The sequence below is a fragment of the Mesorhizobium sp. B264B1B genome (genome assembly GCF_020165765.1).
GTDB lineage: Bacteria > Pseudomonadota > Alphaproteobacteria > Rhizobiales > Rhizobiaceae > Mesorhizobium.
On record NZ_JAIUIS010000011.1, the window covers coordinates 194,620 to 210,963 of the forward strand.

General features: G+C 57.5%; 15 protein-coding genes and 1 pseudogene. 6 read left to right on the plus strand and 10 right to left on the minus strand.

What is annotated here, in order from left to right:
* The first annotated feature begins 533 nt into the window (after positions 1-533).
* Positions 534-3,155 carry an EAL domain-containing protein gene (locus tag LB547_RS22445; RefSeq protein WP_224656188.1) on the plus strand — a complete coding sequence of 874 codons (2,622 nt, stop codon included), beginning with the start codon at positions 534-536 and terminating at the stop codon, positions 3,153-3,155.
* 707 nt (positions 3,156-3,862) lie between these two features.
* Here the strand turns inward: LB547_RS22445 and LB547_RS22450 are convergent.
* A complete protein-coding gene (locus LB547_RS22450) occupies positions 3,863-4,075 on the minus strand; it encodes a hypothetical protein (RefSeq protein WP_224646616.1) in 213 nt (70 codons plus the stop codon).
* A 145-nt stretch (positions 4,076-4,220) separates the two neighbouring features.
* Here LB547_RS22450 and LB547_RS22455 point away from each other — a divergent pair, with 145 nt between their 5' ends.
* Both LB547_RS22455 and LB547_RS22460 read left to right on the plus strand, forming a co-directional pair.
* The gene (locus LB547_RS22455) at positions 4,221-4,391 is read left to right on the plus strand and encodes a hypothetical protein (protein WP_181165432.1); all 171 of its coding nucleotides are present in this window, start codon (positions 4,221-4,223) and stop codon (positions 4,389-4,391) included.
* A gap of 296 nt (positions 4,392-4,687) precedes the next feature.
* Positions 4,688-4,996, plus strand: a complete 309-nt coding sequence (locus LB547_RS22460; protein ID WP_411908975.1) for a hypothetical protein — start codon at positions 4,688-4,690, stop codon at positions 4,994-4,996.
* 242 nt (positions 4,997-5,238) lie between these two features.
* On the opposite strand, the pseudogene LB547_RS22465 reads toward LB547_RS22460, so the two are convergent.
* The 5 genes and pseudogenes from LB547_RS22465 to LB547_RS22485 all read right to left on the minus strand — a co-directional run.
* Positions 5,239-5,437: pseudogene (locus LB547_RS22465) on the minus strand (transposase); the annotation flags it as partial.
* 16 nt (positions 5,438-5,453) lie between these two features.
* Complete coding sequence (locus tag LB547_RS22470) at positions 5,454-5,810, minus strand: EF-hand domain-containing protein (RefSeq protein WP_224656186.1); 357 nt, start codon at positions 5,808-5,810, stop codon at positions 5,454-5,456.
* 1,038 nt (positions 5,811-6,848) lie between these two features.
* Positions 6,849-7,346, minus strand: coding sequence for a response regulator (locus LB547_RS22475; RefSeq protein ID WP_224702955.1), 498 nt, complete (start codon positions 7,344-7,346; stop codon positions 6,849-6,851).
* On the minus strand, positions 7,321-10,002 hold the full coding sequence (locus LB547_RS22480; RefSeq protein ID WP_140523372.1) for a PAS domain S-box protein: 2,682 nt from the start codon (positions 10,000-10,002) through the stop codon (positions 7,321-7,323). The genes LB547_RS22475 and LB547_RS22480 overlap by 26 nt, the downstream gene beginning before the upstream one ends.
* A 365-nt stretch (positions 10,003-10,367) precedes the next feature.
* Positions 10,368-11,126: a Crp/Fnr family transcriptional regulator gene (locus LB547_RS22485; RefSeq protein WP_224656184.1), complete on the minus strand. Its 759-nt coding sequence runs from the start codon at positions 11,124-11,126 to the stop codon at positions 10,368-10,370.
* A gap of 509 nt (positions 11,127-11,635) precedes the next feature.
* On the opposite strand from LB547_RS22485, the gene LB547_RS22490 reads away from it, so the two are divergent.
* From LB547_RS22490 to LB547_RS22500, 3 genes are all read left to right on the plus strand, one after another.
* Positions 11,636-11,962: a low affinity iron permease family protein gene (locus LB547_RS22490; protein WP_140523496.1), complete on the plus strand. Its 327-nt coding sequence runs from the start codon at positions 11,636-11,638 to the stop codon at positions 11,960-11,962.
* A gap of 93 nt (positions 11,963-12,055) precedes the next feature.
* Positions 12,056-12,883: a phospholipase D-like domain-containing protein gene (locus LB547_RS22495; RefSeq protein ID WP_224702957.1), complete on the plus strand. Its 828-nt coding sequence runs from the start codon at positions 12,056-12,058 to the stop codon at positions 12,881-12,883.
* Positions 12,864-13,307, plus strand: a complete 444-nt coding sequence (locus LB547_RS22500) for a phospholipase D-like domain-containing protein (RefSeq protein WP_246675756.1) — start codon at positions 12,864-12,866, stop codon at positions 13,305-13,307. The genes LB547_RS22495 and LB547_RS22500 overlap by 20 nt, the downstream gene beginning before the upstream one ends.
* Before the next feature lie 560 nt (positions 13,308-13,867).
* Here LB547_RS22500 and LB547_RS22505 read toward each other — a convergent pair.
* The 4 genes from LB547_RS22505 to LB547_RS22520 form a co-directional block, all read right to left on the minus strand.
* Positions 13,868-14,377, minus strand: coding sequence for a ferritin-like domain-containing protein (locus LB547_RS22505; protein ID WP_140525817.1), 510 nt, complete (start codon positions 14,375-14,377; stop codon positions 13,868-13,870).
* 115 nt (positions 14,378-14,492) lie between these two features.
* Positions 14,493-14,717 (minus strand): DUF4142 domain-containing protein, encoded by a 225-nt coding sequence (locus LB547_RS22510; RefSeq protein ID WP_246673114.1) that lies wholly within the window; start codon positions 14,715-14,717, stop codon positions 14,493-14,495.
* Positions 14,718-14,975: 258 nt separating this feature from the next.
* Entirely contained in the window at positions 14,976-15,533 is a 558-nt protein-coding gene (locus LB547_RS22515) for a DUF1003 domain-containing protein (protein WP_140499474.1), read from the minus strand.
* A 364-nt stretch (positions 15,534-15,897) separates the two neighbouring features.
* Positions 15,898-16,131: a DUF6894 family protein gene (locus LB547_RS22520; RefSeq protein WP_140499472.1), complete on the minus strand. Its 234-nt coding sequence runs from the start codon at positions 16,129-16,131 to the stop codon at positions 15,898-15,900.
* Between the last annotated feature and the right edge of the window lie 213 nt (positions 16,132-16,344).

Consider the following 16,344-nt stretch of genomic DNA (forward strand, 5'->3'; position numbering starts at 1 on the left):
CCCGCTTAAACGACTGTCGCCTGCGATCAGGATTCTTTCCGAGCACAGGGCTCTTGCTACGACGCGCAGTCGAAGGCACCCGCCTGCCGAGCACCGGCTGGTCGGGCTTTCGACGGCGATCTGGTTTGCTAGGCGAACGCCCTCAGCTTGAGCGTAGCCGTTTCTAAATCTTGCGTATAGGCCAGCCGCGCCGTGTAGCGCGGCTTGTAAGGGGTTGGCAGCAGCCCAGGTTCGTGCCGTTTGTAGCCGTTTCGCCTGTCTTCTCTGATTGCGGTCAGGGCAGGTGACGAAGTCGCTTGTCGACGATTCCCATCAATATCAGTGTTGTCATCGGTGTCGTCGGCAGCGTGAAAACGTCGAGGGGACCGGCGTCGACCCGAGATGACATCACCGTCGGAAGTGCAAAGTTTTCAGAAGTGTGAAGTCTAAAATTAAGCAATCAACGCTAGTATTGTAGCACGAGTCCATCCGAACACCGGAACCACACAGGGAGTTCGACCCCATTGCCCCTTTTCGGCGCTAGGTTCGGCGGGATGAAGGATGCCGTTTTTTCTTCGGTGAATATTCCGGCCGCCATGGCGGTCTTGGTTATTGCCATCAGCGCAGCGTATGCGGACCATCAAAACAAAATCGTTTCGGACCAAGCCGCCCGCGCGGATGTCCTGGTCAAGGTAAATCTAATTCGCGCCAAGCTAGAAGGTAACATCAGCGGAAACCTCCAACTTGTGCATGGACTGGTCGCGACGGTCGTGACGGAACCCTATATGGGACAGCAACGCTTTGCTTCTCTCGCGAGAAACCTGTTCAGCGAAAACTCACAATTGAACAACATTGCCGGCGCGCCCGATCTGGTCGTTTCCTTGTTGTATCCGCTGAAGGGCAACGAGAAGGCGATGGGCCTCGACTACCGCAAGGATGATTGGCAACGCAAGGCCGCGCTAAGGGCGCGAGACGAGCGCAAGTTGATTCTTGCCGGCCCCGTCGACCTGAAGCAAGGAGGCCAGGGCTTCATCGGCCGTTTTCCGGTTTTCGTGTCGAGTGCGGGCAACAGTGAAAGATTTTGGGGCATCATATCCGCGGTCGTCGATGTGCAGCGCCTTTACAAGGCGAGCGGCCTGTTTGACGATGATCTCGGGATTGATATCGCGCTCATAGGGAAAGATGCCCTTGGCCCAAGCGGAGTTCAATTTTTTGGCTCTGCAGACATCCGCAAAAGCAATCCGGTGACGGCCGAAGTTCTGCTTCCGTCCGGTTCGTGGCAGATCGCAGCCGTCCCCAAAAACGGCTGGCCTTCGACCCCCAGCAACGCTTGGCTCTTGCGTACCATCATGGCCGCGGCCGGGGCGCTGATCCTGATCCCATTCCTGGTAGCAGGTCGGCTGCTTAGTGAAAGGCAGCGCAATTATACGGAACTGCGTCGATTGTCCCGACGCCTAGAACTTGCTCTGGAGGCGTCAGCCATTGGCGTTTGGGAACATGATCTCGCGACCAATGACCTGTCGTGGGATGATCGCGTGAACGAAATATATGGCAAGCCCAGCGATGGAGGTCCTCGCGGCTATTCGGATTGGGCGGGCGCAATTCACCCCCTGGATCTGGCCCGCGCCAACGCAGATTTCAACAGTGCTGTGGCCAGCGGCGGAACATATTCGTCGGAGTACCGGATTGTCCGTCCAGGTGGTGAAATTCGTTACGTCCGATCCAAGGCCACCATATACCAAGCCCCAAACGAGACGCCCAAGATGATTGGCGCGGAATGGGATGTAACGGCCGACGTCCTGCTCAACAGCGACCTGGTTCGCGCAAAACAGCTGTCGGAGACGAAAAATGCAGAACTCGAGTCTGCCAAGGCGCGCATAGAGCATATCGCACTTCACGACTCTCTGACGGGTTTGCCCAACCGTCGTTACCTCGACCAGGTACTGAAAGACTTCGTAGCAAAAGCTAGGCGAGACTGCGGTCATGTGGGCCTGCTTCACATCGACCTCGATCGGTTCAAGCACATCAATGATACACTTGGCCACGCCGCGGGTGACGCGATGCTGGTTCACGCATCTACCGTGCTGCGATCCAAGGTAGGGGAGGGCGGCTTCGTCGCTCGTATTGGCGGCGACGAATTCGTGGTCCTGTGCACTGTGCAGCATACTAAGCAACTGGGGCTGCTGGCTGACGACATCATCAGCAAGATGAGCGAACCTGTTTACTACCACGGCCACCGCTGCCGCTTTGGTGCTAGCGTGGGGATTGCAGTCGAGAACGACAATGACATCGAAGGCAAGCATCTGCTGGTGAATGCCGACATCGCGCTTTACCAGGCAAAGACGCGTGGGCGCAACCGATATGATTTCTTCACCGAGGTGATGCAAAGCGAGATCGTCGACACGAAGCGGATTGCCGACGAAGTTCTCGGCGGCCTGGAGCGCAATGAGTTCATAGCCTTCTACCAGCCTCAATTTAATGCAAAAACCCTCGAAATCGTCGGCGTCGAGGCGCTTGCGCGATGGAGACACCCAAAGCGGGGAATTTTAGCGCCGGATGCCTTCCTAAGGATTGCCGACGAGTTAAATGTCGTCTCGATGATCGATCGATCCATACTGAATCAATCACTTTCAGATTTTGCAAAGTGGTCCAATGCAAATCTCCATATACCACGGGTATCGGTCAACGTTTCCGCGCGACGTCTTCATGACGAAGAACTCATAAAGAGCTTAAGGAAATTAGATATCAAAAAGGGAACGGTTTCGTTCGAGCTTGTTGAGTCTATTTTCCTGGATGGCAGCGATGATTTGATTGCATGGAACGTCAATCAAATAAAGGAACTCGGCATCGATATAGAGATAGATGATTTCGGCACGGGCTATGCCTCTATAGTCAGCCTGCTCAAGCTACAGCCCCGCCGGTTGAAAATAGATCGGCAGCTGATCATTCCAATCGTCAAATCTCCGCAACGAAGGCAGGTTGTGTCGTCGATCATTGAGATCGGCAAGTCCCTGGGTATCGAGATTATAGCAGAAGGTGTCGAGACGATGCAGCACGCACGGATGCTTGGAGATTTGGGCTGCGACATACTGCAAGGCTATGCCTTCGGCCATGCGTTGGATTCCGAGGGACTACAACTCTTTGTTCGGTCTCGGCGCCTGCGCGCAGTCAGCTAAGTGTCAGACGCGGCCCGGGTTAAATCGGCGGGCGATATCCAACAATGCTGCGCCATAGCTTTAACCCTATCGACCAGTTTGCCGGCAATTGGGATCACCGGATCCAGCGCGGGTGGCGGTTTTCCTCAGTGGACCCACGACAGGCTGAACAGGGCCGGGCTGTGGCAATGCGGGCGTCCCCCGCGTCTATAAAAGAGCTTCTGGCATCTCCAGACGGGGACGCTGGGCCCTTTTCAATGCCTTTCCCGATATCCGCCAGCAAATTGCCGAAAACCCGGAACTCTAGCCGCATCCGAGTGTGCGGGTTCGCGCCACCCCGCTTGCGCCGTGATGTAATCGGCGTCGACCAGATTGCAGGGCTCCTCAGTTTGCGTAGGCGGCAGCCTTTCGCCTCTTTTGCAACGAGCAGGTTCTGGCGGTCATTGCTTCTGATCCGACAATAATCCGCGTAGTTCGATAGTTAATCCGCGGGCATCGATGGCACGCCGTCCATGTTCTGGCGTCAGGTCGGGTGATGCGCGGCGATAGAGCTTCGTGTTGGCCGCGCTACTTCTCATCGGGGGATGCCTTCGCTGCCAGCGAGCGCGGCTCCTTCGGCCATTCCCAATCAGTTCCAGGAGTATGTCCTTGCCGTTCTCCAAACGGATTCCAGACGGCCAGGACGCGCGGTCAAACGGCCTCCTACCTCGCCCTTTATTCACGCCGCTTCATTGAGCTTTGGGCTTAATCAGGTCGCGAAAAACATCAAACCAGAAAAGAAAATCGGCCGTCCGCCCAGCGAAATGTGCTTCCATGGCGCAGTAGACCACTGCCGTTGCCGCGTCTGGGCCATAGAGTTCCCGGGCCGCACTTGCAGCAGCAACTAGGTCGGCGGTATCCGAAAGCATTAGGTCGCGAGTTGCGTCGATCCTTGAAGTCATTTGGTAGTTCTGTGGCGGTGATGCGTCTCGTCAAGAAGGGCGGCCCAAATTCGTCAATACAATCCGCCCGCTTGCTCCGGCCGGCGGTTTTTTTTGCCTGGCGAAACCAAACCAGCGCTGCCACGTTCGGCCGTAGGAGGTTTCGATGGAAGATGACGGCAGCGAACGCGAAGACGAGGGCATGCGGCTTCTTGCTCGGCGGCTGGCTAAAGAAGTCGGCATCTCGGAACGCCAGGCGCGTGACCTGATCAAGCTCATCGGCCCCGATTGGAATTCATTGCTGCGGGAGGCGAGGTTTTTGAGAGACCGCAACTAGGGACGTCAGGTGTTCAAGCAATACGCGGTTCGCGGCCAGAAATCGCCGGTATGCCGACGCGAGCAAATCGCCAGGCGTGCTGTTCTCACTGACCCGGCCTTAGCACCTCCTGCAGGTCGGAGCCGAAGGCTGAAAAAGGCGGTTCTTTCGCTGGAGTGAAAAATTGAATGTGTGGCAGCCATGGCAAGTTATTTTCCGCGAAACGGGATTAGCGGAACCTAAGATCTCCCCGCAGCTTGTTGCGGAATGGACGATCGAACCAAGCCTGAAAAGGTGGTGCCTCCGCCGCCGCCCGGATGGCAGAACGGCAGGGGCATTTTGATAGCGGTCTCAGCGGTTGTGGTTGGGGCTTGCGCGCTGTTCATCTGGTGGTTGTTTTCTCGATGAGCACGCGTGGAACCAACTTCCTTCACAAATGGATATCAAGCAACGTCCCGGAAACAGTCGGGGCGGATGTCACCTCGGTTGCCCAACTCACCCAGAAGCTTTTTTCGGATGCGAAAGCGGCTGGCATCAGCAGCACAGAAATCGAGGAAGATACCGTCAGTTTGTACAACGCAATCCTCGACGCAATAGTACCCCATGAGGCCGGCATGGCGGATTGAGGGGAACGTCCGAATCTCTCCGCCTCATCGCCTGATCAGCCGTCCTTGCCGCTCGCGGTTCAAGCACCTGTGACCGGGCTTCTCATGCCAAAAGAGAGCTGCCGCAGGCCGCGCATGGCCACCTCCCGCCGCAGGTCAGGTGAACAAATGGTCCTCTTCGCGGCCATGTTCCCGGGACTTGGCGGGCCGAGACCGGACAGCTTTGGCGCCCGCGCAATTTTTCTGCCTCAAGCGTGTCGCGATTAATCGGCCTCATATCCGGCCGCTTTGAAGAAGTTTCTGCATTCGGCTGGCTCGAACAGGTGGCAGATATCGCCGAGAGCCTCGCAAAGCGTGTCGAAGGTTCTGGCCGCCTTCTTTCGCAGGTGCGCCTTGAGTTTTGAGTAGGCCATCTCGATCGGGTTGAGGTCGGGCGAGTATGGCGGCCAGGAACAGGAGCCAGGCGCCCCTTTGGGCGCTACTGCATGTCTCCACCTCCACGACCCTGTGAGAAGGATTGAATCTCCTCGAGGTCAATCCTGCCATCGCCGTTCTCGTCGACGGCGTCAAATATCCGCCCGATCACATCCTGGATCTCGCTGTGCGAAAGGGCTCCATCGCCGTCGGCGTCCATTATCGCAAACATTATTTGCATACGGGCAAAGTACATCATGCGGGGCCCCATGCGATCAGCCTTTCGAGATATCCTGCCCGCCTCGCGAGGCCCTTGTGCGATGTCCCGGTGCCAACCTTTGCGGTGCGGAGGTCCTCCTTCGGGACCGCCATCTCCCTGCAGCTTTTCCTGCAACATCTCGTCTATCATCTGGCGCATCATTTCACGCGTCTGGTCGTCGATATGTCCGGTGGGGCCGGGGGGCGGCGTGGATCCAGACTGCTGCGTTGGCAGCTTAAGGTCCGGTGTCCCGCTCGTCTGGGCCATCGCCGGCAAGCTCAACAAAACCAAAGCAGCGGCAAACTGCCGCCGGCCCGCATTGCGCTTTCATCGGCTTCTCCTTCCTTGGATGGTTGTGCCAAACTTCGGCGTTCACGGCCAAACTTGCTCCTCAAACTTTGGTTCCGATTCGCACGCTCGGCTAGCAGCCGAGCCGGATGCGTCGGTCCTTTCCGACTGACGGTCCGCGACGTTCAGGTCGGGCAGCGGGAGCACCTTCGCTTGCGTCTGGAAAGCGGTCGTCGATGGCATCCGTTCAAGAAGAGCGGCTCCGTGCCGAACGGCCCCGAGCTCTAACTGCCGACCGAAAAAGCGCCGGTCAGGAAGAGGGCGAGCAGTCCTGGAGCAGACATCGCCGAGAGACGGGCAGGACATCGAACGCGCATAGCCGGTGTGCAGCCTCTCCAGCGATCTATGGTAGTCGCGCCACCACGGGCCGATATTGACGGTCGGGAGATTGGCTAACCCACTCTGCGACGTCCATCGTAAGGTGTCCTTCCATGCGGGCGTGTTTGCGTGCACGATGTCGAGACAGCGTTTGGCGGCTTCGCCGAAGAAGCTCACATCGGAAATCCCTGCGACATACTCCGAGTAGCCAATCGCGCTGCCGTGGTGTGCCGATGCCCTTCGGCAGTTCCATGGCCACGGCCCGAAGCCGGACTTCGGTCGAAGTGACGGAGAGATTTGTCGGCACTATGGTATCTAACCAAACCCGGTATGATTGCAGGCCCATGCTATTGGCCTGATACCAGGCCTCCTGGGTTGTCAGGCCAGGCAAAATGGATCCGGTGGTCTGTATGCGTACAGTCGCAATCGATCAGCCGGCCAGCTTGGAGCGTACCAATTCGCGATAGCAACGAAGATTACGTCCGTTAATTTCAAAGCCAGGGCTTCGCCAGCACTGGCTGCCGGCTGTGACGCTCAGCCTTTGTTGTCGAGCTCCTGCAAACCGTTTTGGATGGCTTCGATGAGCATCGCCGTAGAGTAGGGTTTCTGAACCCAGCCGAGTGGTCTTGCCGCTTCGGCTCGAAGCTTTACGTCGCGGTCAGCGTGCGCGGTTGCGAAGATGCACCGTATGCCGAAGTCCCGGTAGAGTTCCAACGCTGCGTCAATTCCGTCCCGCTTGCCAAGCAAGCGGATATCCATCAGGGCAATCGCAGGCTGAGCCGAGCGCGCAATTATGATCGCCTCCTCGGCTGTGCTGGCTATCCCAGCCAACACAAAACCGGCATCGCTAAGACTAGCCTCGACATCGAGGGCTATGAGGTAGTCGTCTTCGACGATCATGATGCATGGTTTGCCGGAAATTCTCGCTTCTGCTCCAATCCCATCATCTCTGGAGAAAACCAACTGAGGTCTGAATGGCTGGTTCGACTCCCCCGTTCGGCCTGTCTCAAACATTGCCGTTTTTAAGGTCAAAGCCGTTCTCCCCGGGAGCCTGAGAAAAAATCACGATGCAACGAGACGGATCTCGCTCAACTTCGAAAATCCCACCAATCTGTCGCGCCAACCCCTCAACCAACCGCAAACCTGACGAGGAAGGACGCACCGCCCTCAGATCGAAACCTGAACCTTCATCCTCTACCGTCAACACCTGCTTTTGACCGTGCTGCTTGATCCCAACCCGAATGATGCTTGCCTTGCCCGCAGATCCATGTTTGACGGCATTGACCAAAAGCTCATTGAGTATGAGCGCAAGCGGCATCGCGATATCGTTGGGCAACTGGATGGGATCGGCGTCGCAAATGAGTTGGACGTTCGCTGGAAACACCTGCTTTGTCGTTTCGCAAATGGCCCCGAGAAAAAGTGGCGCGCTGAAATTGGATGCGTCTGGGGTGTCGTAGAGAACACGTTGAGCCGCAGCCATGGTTGCCACTCGCTTGCTCGCCTCGTCGAGCGTCTTGCGAGCCTCCGAATTTTGACTGGTCCTGGCCGCTACCGAAAGCAAGGACTTCAACATCATCATGTTGTTCTTAACGCGATGGTTGAGTTCGTTAAGCAGGATCCGCTGTTGTGTCTCAGCTTGCTTGCGCTCGCTGACGTCGACCAGCATGTTGATGCCGCCGACAATTGCTCCAGCTGCATCCCGCATCGGCGTCGGATAGGGAATGAATGGAATCCGCGTGCCGTCCGGCCGCTCGGCAATCGCCTCAACTCCCCGGACCGGCCGCCCTTCACGAAGGGAAACAGCCATTGGACACTGGTCGTGAGGAAGTGGCGTTCCATCTGGCCAATAGAGCTTCCAGGTGACGCACCATTCATCACTGCCGATCACCGGCGTGCGGCCGGCGAGTTCGACCGCTGCCTCATTGAAATAGGTGATCTTGCCTTGCTCATCGGTCGTGTAGATTGCAGCAGGGATGGCCGCGAGAAGATCCTGAAGGTGACGTTCACTGTCGCGCACCTTTGCTTCCGCAATTTTCTGCGCAGTTATATCCCGGGCAATTTTGGAGGCGCCAACGATACGGCCCGCTGCGTCTCGGACAGGCGATATAGTCAGAGAAATGTCCACTAGCGACCCATCCTTGTGGCGCCGGACTGTTTCGAAATGATCGACAATTTCGCCCTTGCGTATTCGACCCAGGATGAGCGGCTCCTCTTGCAGCCGATCCGGAGGGATGATGATCGTGATCGGCTTGCCGAGCACTTCCGAGGCCGAATAGCCGAACAGGCGCTCAGCCCCGCGATTCCATGTCAAAATGATCCCATTCAAATCCTTGCTGACGATCGCGTCATGGGAAGACTCCACGATTGCTGCCAGCCTTTGAGCAGCAATTTCGCCCTTTATGCGTTCGATACCGAAACCGAGCTGACGAGCGATGGTCCGACCCGTTTCAATCTGCTGTTCCGAGTGCTCTTGAGGCTGGTCGAAGTAGGCCATGAATTTGCCCAGAAGCCGTCCACCTTGTGTGATCGGAATGAAGTAGACCGCACCAATGCCCTCAGTCTGGATCGCTTGTTTCAATTCTTCCGGCAAATCCGCTTGGTGTGCATCGTCAACACAGATCGGCTGCGGATCTTGGCTCTCCGCTGACCAAGGCGAGTGTCCTTCCACCGCTACGCGGTAAGTGTCGGACAGGCCACGCCAAGCCACAAACTTCATGCGCCCGTTTTTATCCAACAGCAATATCGAAGCACGCTGGCATTGGAGCGCACGTTGGATTGCATCGAGCGCCGGCGCATACACATCCTCTTGCGTGCGCGCATGCTGCAGCATTTCGGTGAATCGATGTATCGCACCCTGTTCCTCGGCACGTTTGGCAAGCGCCGCCTCAACCCGCTTGCGCTCGCTGATATCGTGCTGGACACGTACAGCGTATCGAAATGACCCGTCGCAGTCATGAACGCTCGACGAATTCACAACAGCCCAAAAAACTGATCCATTCTTGCGAACAAATCGCTTTTCAAGTGTGTAGCTGTCGATCTCGCCAGCCACTTGCCGTCGATACTGCTCGCGATCTGCTTCAGCATCGGCGGGAAAGGTGCGGTCAAAAATCGATCGTCCAATCAGCTCATCCTGCGTGTAGCCCAAAAGGTCACACAGATGGGAATTTACCCGCAGCAGTTGGCCTTCGGCGTTTGCTTCCACAATACCAGCGGCAGCGTTCTCATAGGTGATGGCAAGGCGCCGCTCCTGTTCGCGGATAAGCTCCTGCGCCTTGACCGTTTCAGTCACATCGATGGTGATGCAGCGGGTATTGAGGAAGCGGTCACCCAATGCGCGAACGTTGGAGGTTATCTCCACCCAGCGGGTCGAGCCATCTTTGGCACGCAGCCGGGCGCGGTGGTTTTTAAGTTCCTCCCGCCGGGACAGGCGGTCCAATATGTCTCCAATAGCAACCTGATCTGCGTGGAAATCGCGAATGTTGCGGCCTACATATTCGTCGGCCGTGAATCCCAACATTTGCAATTCCGCGCGATTGGCACGCAGGATGGTGCCATCTTTCCCGACGAAGTGAAGTGCGATGGCGGCATTCTCGAAGAAATCCTCAAACTCATTGGTGAGTATCGGATCGGGAACCTCCGAGAGAGAGGCTACCTCGTCGACTTGAGCAGGAAGAATCCCTTGCTTCATTTGGCACCCCGTCCCCACAAGCCCCTTCGAACGCTTGTGGGGATGAAAAGTTCCAAACTGACCGCTTTAATCGGCGCCAGACGCATCAGATCCCTTAGCCCAAGATGCATGAACACCGCGGATCGCGTGCTTGAGGGCCGCCCGGATAGGTTCAATTGCAGCAGAGGAGCCTGAAGAAAATCGCCTGCCGTGCGGCCGAAGCACTATCCGTTAGCACGATTGTGCACGGGCCGAGGTGGTTGAGGAGTGCGTCGGCAATTTGCCCGTTGGGGTCCTCCACCTGCCTCTCAAGCCGAGCGTGCCGTGCGCCATTGCTTGGGCCATCATTGCTGCTGGGAGGTGACGAAGCACGCGAGTAAAAGTCTCTATCGCGGCTCTTTGCGAAGGTTGAGATAAGTCGCGTCGAACTCGGCGGCTCGCACCAAGCGATCCCAGTTCGTGATGGTCACGACCTTACGCTGCCAGGTGATAAGGCCAGCACGGCGCAATGCCATAAGCGTCCGATTGAGATGGACAATCGACAGCCCCACCGTATCCGCCAGCATGCTTTGCGTGACAGGAAATTCGAATGACCATTCCCGGGTCAAGCCGACGACCTCCATACGCAGGAACATCTCGCAAATGATGTGCGCCAGGTGGGCCTCTGCGGACCGGCGCCCGAGGCACGCGATCCAAACCCTCTGAATGGCGGCATCCACCGCCAATACCGTTGTCAGCACGCGGAACAGATGCTGGTGGGTCTCAGTGATCCGATGCAGCGTATCATGCCCGATGAACGCCATGCGAGTTGGCGCCAAAGCAACGACGTTGTGGTCCATAACGTGCAACAGGAATGCATGCAGATCAACGAAGTCGCCTGGAATGTGGAGGGCCGTTATCTGACGCCTGCCGTCGGCGAAGGTGACATTTCTTCCCGTGATCCCCGAGACGATAACGCAGCTCTCCTTGGGTTCGGAGTGCTCCACGACGATTTCGTCGTCGACTTCGTAGTCACGCACGCGCCAGGGGCCGTCCTTAAGTACTGCCCGGTCTTGGGCCGTGAGATCGTCCCGTCGTTCCAGCACCTTGAACAACACGGAGAGATCGAAACCTGATCTGTTCGGCAGTATCGTCTCACCTGGCAAGGGGTTACCTCCTTAATATCGAGCGGGCTCAAAAGCTCAGGTCAGGTTGTATCGCGTGCCATACCTCGCCCCATCACTTGGAAGTAGTCACGTTCCGAGAATCGCCGAGTGTCGGACCATTAGGATGGTACGACTGTCCGCGGGTCGAAGGCGGCAAGCTAGCGATCCATTTCTTCGCGCGGACATCAGAGTGGTGTCACCGCGCGCTCGCCCGCGTGCTGCACACCACCACGCCAGCGAAGACGAGCTACATCTCCCCTCATGATCTCCACCTAAAGAACGTAAAGCTGCACGACGCCGAAGGTTCCGCCACACATGAAGAAGGCTTCATATCTGCCGTGGAACGACACCTTCACGCCAGCGCATCCGACCATCGTCGCCAAGTTCCGGCTTCGTCCAAAACTGTGGCCGCCCAAGATGTCGGATCAGCTTGCGGCAAAACCCTTCAAGCACGTTCGCGAGCTTGGCCCAAGAATGGGAACCCGCGTTGCAGTCGAAAGTTCTTGATGATGGCAAATCACCCGATCACGAGCGTGCTCACCTCAATTGGCACGTTGACCTCTCGGCCGGCAGCATTCCTGGTGCTGCTGGCTTACACGGCCCTTTGGCTATTTCTCGACAGGGCGAGTTTGAACTGGCACGGCGCGGCGACCCTGTTCACCTGGGCCATGACACTGTTCATTCAACGCGCAGAACATCGCGACACGCAGGCGATCCATGCCAAGCTGGATGAGATGTTGCGAACGAATAGCTCGGCATCGAACATCACCAGAATCGATGATGAGGAACCAGAGGAAATCGAAAAGCATCGCACTCGTAAACAGCAGGGCGATTGAGATGTGCCATGCGGACTCGCGGCGCTACGGGCGGGTGCGGACCCAGTGAGGTTTGGCGTAAACCGGGGAAGGCTGCTTAACAGCCTCAAATACGTGGCCGTTGCCGTCATCGCCAGCCTGATCACGTTGCTCAGCATAAACTTGGCACCAGAGCCACGCATTTTGCGAGCGCTTGTCCCGCACCGTTTCGACGCGTCGGATCCCGATTTTGCAAGGAGCATGAGCAGTTATTCGCAAGGACAGCTGTTCGATTCAAACGCGGTACAAACCCTTGTCAACGGAGATGAGATCTTTCCTTCAATGCTGCAGGCAATCCATGCGGCTCGGTCTACAATTGATTTCGAGACCTATATCTATTGGTCGGGGGCCGTCGGTTATGAGTTCGCGACCGCGTTGGCAACCAAAGCCCGGGAGGGTGTCGAGGTCCGTGTGCTCGTTGACTGGGTCGGCAGCCTGCCGTTCGATGAAGACCTGATCGAGATCATGACAAGCGCCGGCGTGCGGTTCCAGCGCTATAGACCTATTCATTGGTATACGTTGGATCGTGTAAACAACCGGACCCATCGCAAGCTGCTCATCGTTGACGGGCTGGTCGCGTTCACCGGCGGCGTCGGTATTGCCGACAACTGGCTCGGAAACGCCCGCAATCCAGATGAGTGGCGCGACACGCACTATCAAGTCAAAGGACCCGCAGTGTCTGCCTTCCAGGCGGCATTCGCGGAAAACTGGTTGGAGACGGCCGGCGAGACATTGCAAGGTGAGAAGTTCTACCCACCCTCCGAACCTGCGGGGTCGCTTAGCGCTCAGCTGATCCTGTCATCGCAGCCAAATGGCTCGGAGAACATGGAACTGATGATCCCTGGCGGCGATCGCTGCCGCCAGGGATCATCTTCGCATCGGAATGGCCTATTTCGTGCCTGACGATATTGCCCTGCAGCAGATCTTGGACGCCAGGAAACGAGGGGTAGCAGTCGACGTGATCGTGCCCAACTGGCTCACAGACGTGCCCCTGGTCCGAAAGGGCTCGCGGTACTTCTGGGGCGACTTGCTCAAAGCTGGGGTCCGGATCTTCGAGTTCCAGCCAACGATGTATCATCCCAAACTCCTGATCGTCGACGACGTCTGGACGAGCTTTGGCTCTGCCAACCTGGACGAGCGCTCTTTGCGGCTGAACGACGAAGCCACGCTGAATGTCTACGGCCGGGATTTTGCCAAAACGCAGATCGACCTGTTCAGCCAGGATCTTGCGCGATCAAGGCAGATCAGTTTGGGCGAATGGGAAGCGCGCCCCCTGACCGAAAAAGTATCGGACTGGCTGGCCAGCAGACTACACTCGCAACTCTAGAGCCTCTTGGTGGGCGAGTCCCCGCAAACGGCATCTGCGCCCGTCAAATGGCTAATATGGTGCGCCACGCGCAAGAATGGGAGCAACCCCGCAATAACACCGAGCGGATTGCTCAACACGCGCCCTGCAACTTCATCGGTCGATGCATCCCCACCTCGTCGGTCACGCGGCCCCTTTGCGATCATGACAGTGAGACCCGAAAGTGCTCTCAACGATGGTGTATTAAGGTCCGCGCATGGGCGGCTGGAAGCCTGAGCGATCAGAGGCACCGGCATGTCTTAATGAGGACGAATACGCCCACTTGCGTAAGGCAGCGCCAAAAGCCCCAAGGCGATCCAGAAGCCGGGCTCAGCCATTGCGGCGAGATCTGACAGAAGTCGCTTCATGTTGCCCCACCCGTGCCCTGACGAATCCGCGGCCGATCATAAACTCGAGACAAGAGTCCGCTCTTGTGGGAGGAGAAGCGGGCTCTTAGCTGCGACCTAAGACCCAGCGGCCGGCGCAAGAGCCGCCCGCGGACCCGATCGTCAGAAAAAAAGTCCGCCCGCGCCATTTGGGCGTCACCGTTTCGCGGCATCGCTGTCGGCCGCGGCGCGAGACAGGAACATCTGCGTCGTCTCGGCGAGGTGGCTCTTGAGCCAATCCGCCATCGCTTCCTCTTCGCGCAGATTCTGCTCACAGACACGCGCCACCTCGGCCTCCCCTTCGGCGTGGGCCGCGGCGATGAGCATCATGTAGGAGGCAATCTCCATATGCTCGAAAGTATAGCTGGCGAGCGACCCCTTCATCACCTCGTCGCCGGCGAACACGCCGCTGATCGACTGGGCCATGGCGGTGAGCTTGCCACCTGCGTCTTTCATCGCGGAAGATCCCTCTCCGATCCGGTCAAGGCAGGTTCTCAGCCGTGAGGCCTGCTGTCGCGTCTCGTCGAGATGCTGACGGATGCGGTCGCCGAGCTCCGGATAGCTCTCGAGGCGTGACAGTTGCCCGGAGAGCATCGTCTCCGCCTGCTCCTCCATAGCGTGAGCGTCCCTCAGCCATTGTATCAACCAATCGCGCGATTGTGTCATGAAGGTCTCCCTTGGGTTGCCTGCCCAAACCGCGAGTGGAGAGGATGGTTCCGCCCGGGCTATGGCAGGCTCGGCCAGAGGCTGTCGACGCGCGGATTGACCGCCGACGCGACGGTCACTTCTTGCTCTGGCCCGAGGCATCGGCCAATGCCGGGTTCACCAGCTTGCTGCGGACGTCCCGCGCCATTCGCAGGTGCTCCAGTACGGCCGGCAGGATATCGGAGGCGAAATGCTGGACATCCGGATCCCGGCCGGAGCCGATCTCCCATTCAAGGAGTTGCACAGTCTTCTGATGGTCGACGATCTGGCCGCTGATGTAAGCCAGATCGAATTCGACCAATGCCAGCTTCTGCCGGCAATGGCAGCGGCGAAGGGAGGCCGCTGATAAAGGTGCAGTGTGGGATACCGAATGGATCCGACGAGACACATGTCGTGCCAGGTATAGCGGCTGCGACGCAGGGAGCCATGTCGGAGGGGGCAAGTGTGCGAAGGGATCGTCTTTGTCTGCGGCTACTTTGTACCCGCCAGCCCTGCTGACAGCAAACGAGCGTTCATCGACACGGTTTCGCCTATCGGTGAGATACTGGCGACACCTCCTCTACTCCTCTGCCTCCATAATCTTGTCGAGAACAGCTTCAGGTGCCACGTCGCGCTTCAGTTCCTTCAATTCATCGTCCGCTTCCGTGGCAACATTCATGCGCTTGGCAATCTCCTCGACCATCTTGATGAGCTTGGTCGTCTCGTGTTCGTTGAGCAGGCTGACCTGAAGATCGAGGTCTGCTCTCGCATCGTCCTCAGCGGCCATCCGGTTCTGGTTGATGAGCACGAAGGTGGACAAAAAGATCGCCTCCACGGATGCAATCATCGCCAGGATAACCAAGGATGGGTCCCAAGGCTGAACAAAGCCGACGGGCTTGATATTGAGGACGATCCAGCCCCCAAAGAAAACAAGATGGATATAGACGAACATCATGCTGCCTGCGAACTGGCTAATTGCTCCCGCGGCGCGTTGCTCCGCAGTGGCAGCGTTCGCATCGCGCTTCCGTCGTTGAACGATTGCTTCGATGTTGCGGGCCAAGGCAGGAGCGAGGCCGTCCGCGGGTGGTGTGGTTGGGGTGGCGGATCCCATGTCATTGCCTGAGGTGTTTGGGCGCATAGCTCTCTCCGTGTCTCCACCTGACCCACTTAACTGGTCGGTTGGCGTTTCGATCCATGCAGCCTCAGGAGCGCTGACGGACCTTCATCACGAATGGCTCACCCAATGAGACATACCTATCAGAGGTGTTCGGTAAGCGAGACGGTCAACGCCGCAAATGGGCCTGGCGACTTGCCGGTCGAAGGCCGCGATAGGATACGCGGATGAGGAGTCGCTAGCGAAACGGGAGGTTCTGATGGTAGTGGAGGCTGATGCAGTTGTGCAATCCGAAACGACATGGAGCGCTTCAGGACACTCTCCGACCAGACAAGGATCGCCTGCCGAGAGCGTCGCCAGATCGATGGATTTCAGCCCGGGGAGCGCTTTAAAGCGGGCGAAGTTCGAACCGTATAACTGCCTCTGCTATTGGTCGCTCCTCGTCGCGTATGATGAAAGCGAGTTCGCACTCATTGCCGTCATGGGGGAGTGTCTCTCTCGCTATTTCGGTCAAAGCCTTTACAGCTTCATCTGTAGCGGTCTCCGTATCGGGAAGTTCGCTCCCCTCGTTGTCTTCAGTAACGTTTCCATTTTCAGTAAGATCAAAAAAGAAGCGTGCCATGTTCGTGTATCCGTTCGGGGCCTTTCTGTCCGAACCTTGGCGATTTCAGAAGGTTCCAAGCTGGATTTTGTTGTGAGGCAGGATTTTTTTATCGCGTACGATCGCAATCGAGTTTCTGGTCCAAATCGTGCGTTGGCCTGACGTTCAGTCCGCGGTGGCATGAGCGCCTCATTTCCTTGGAGCATGTGTCGTTGGATCAGGCCCACTCAACCC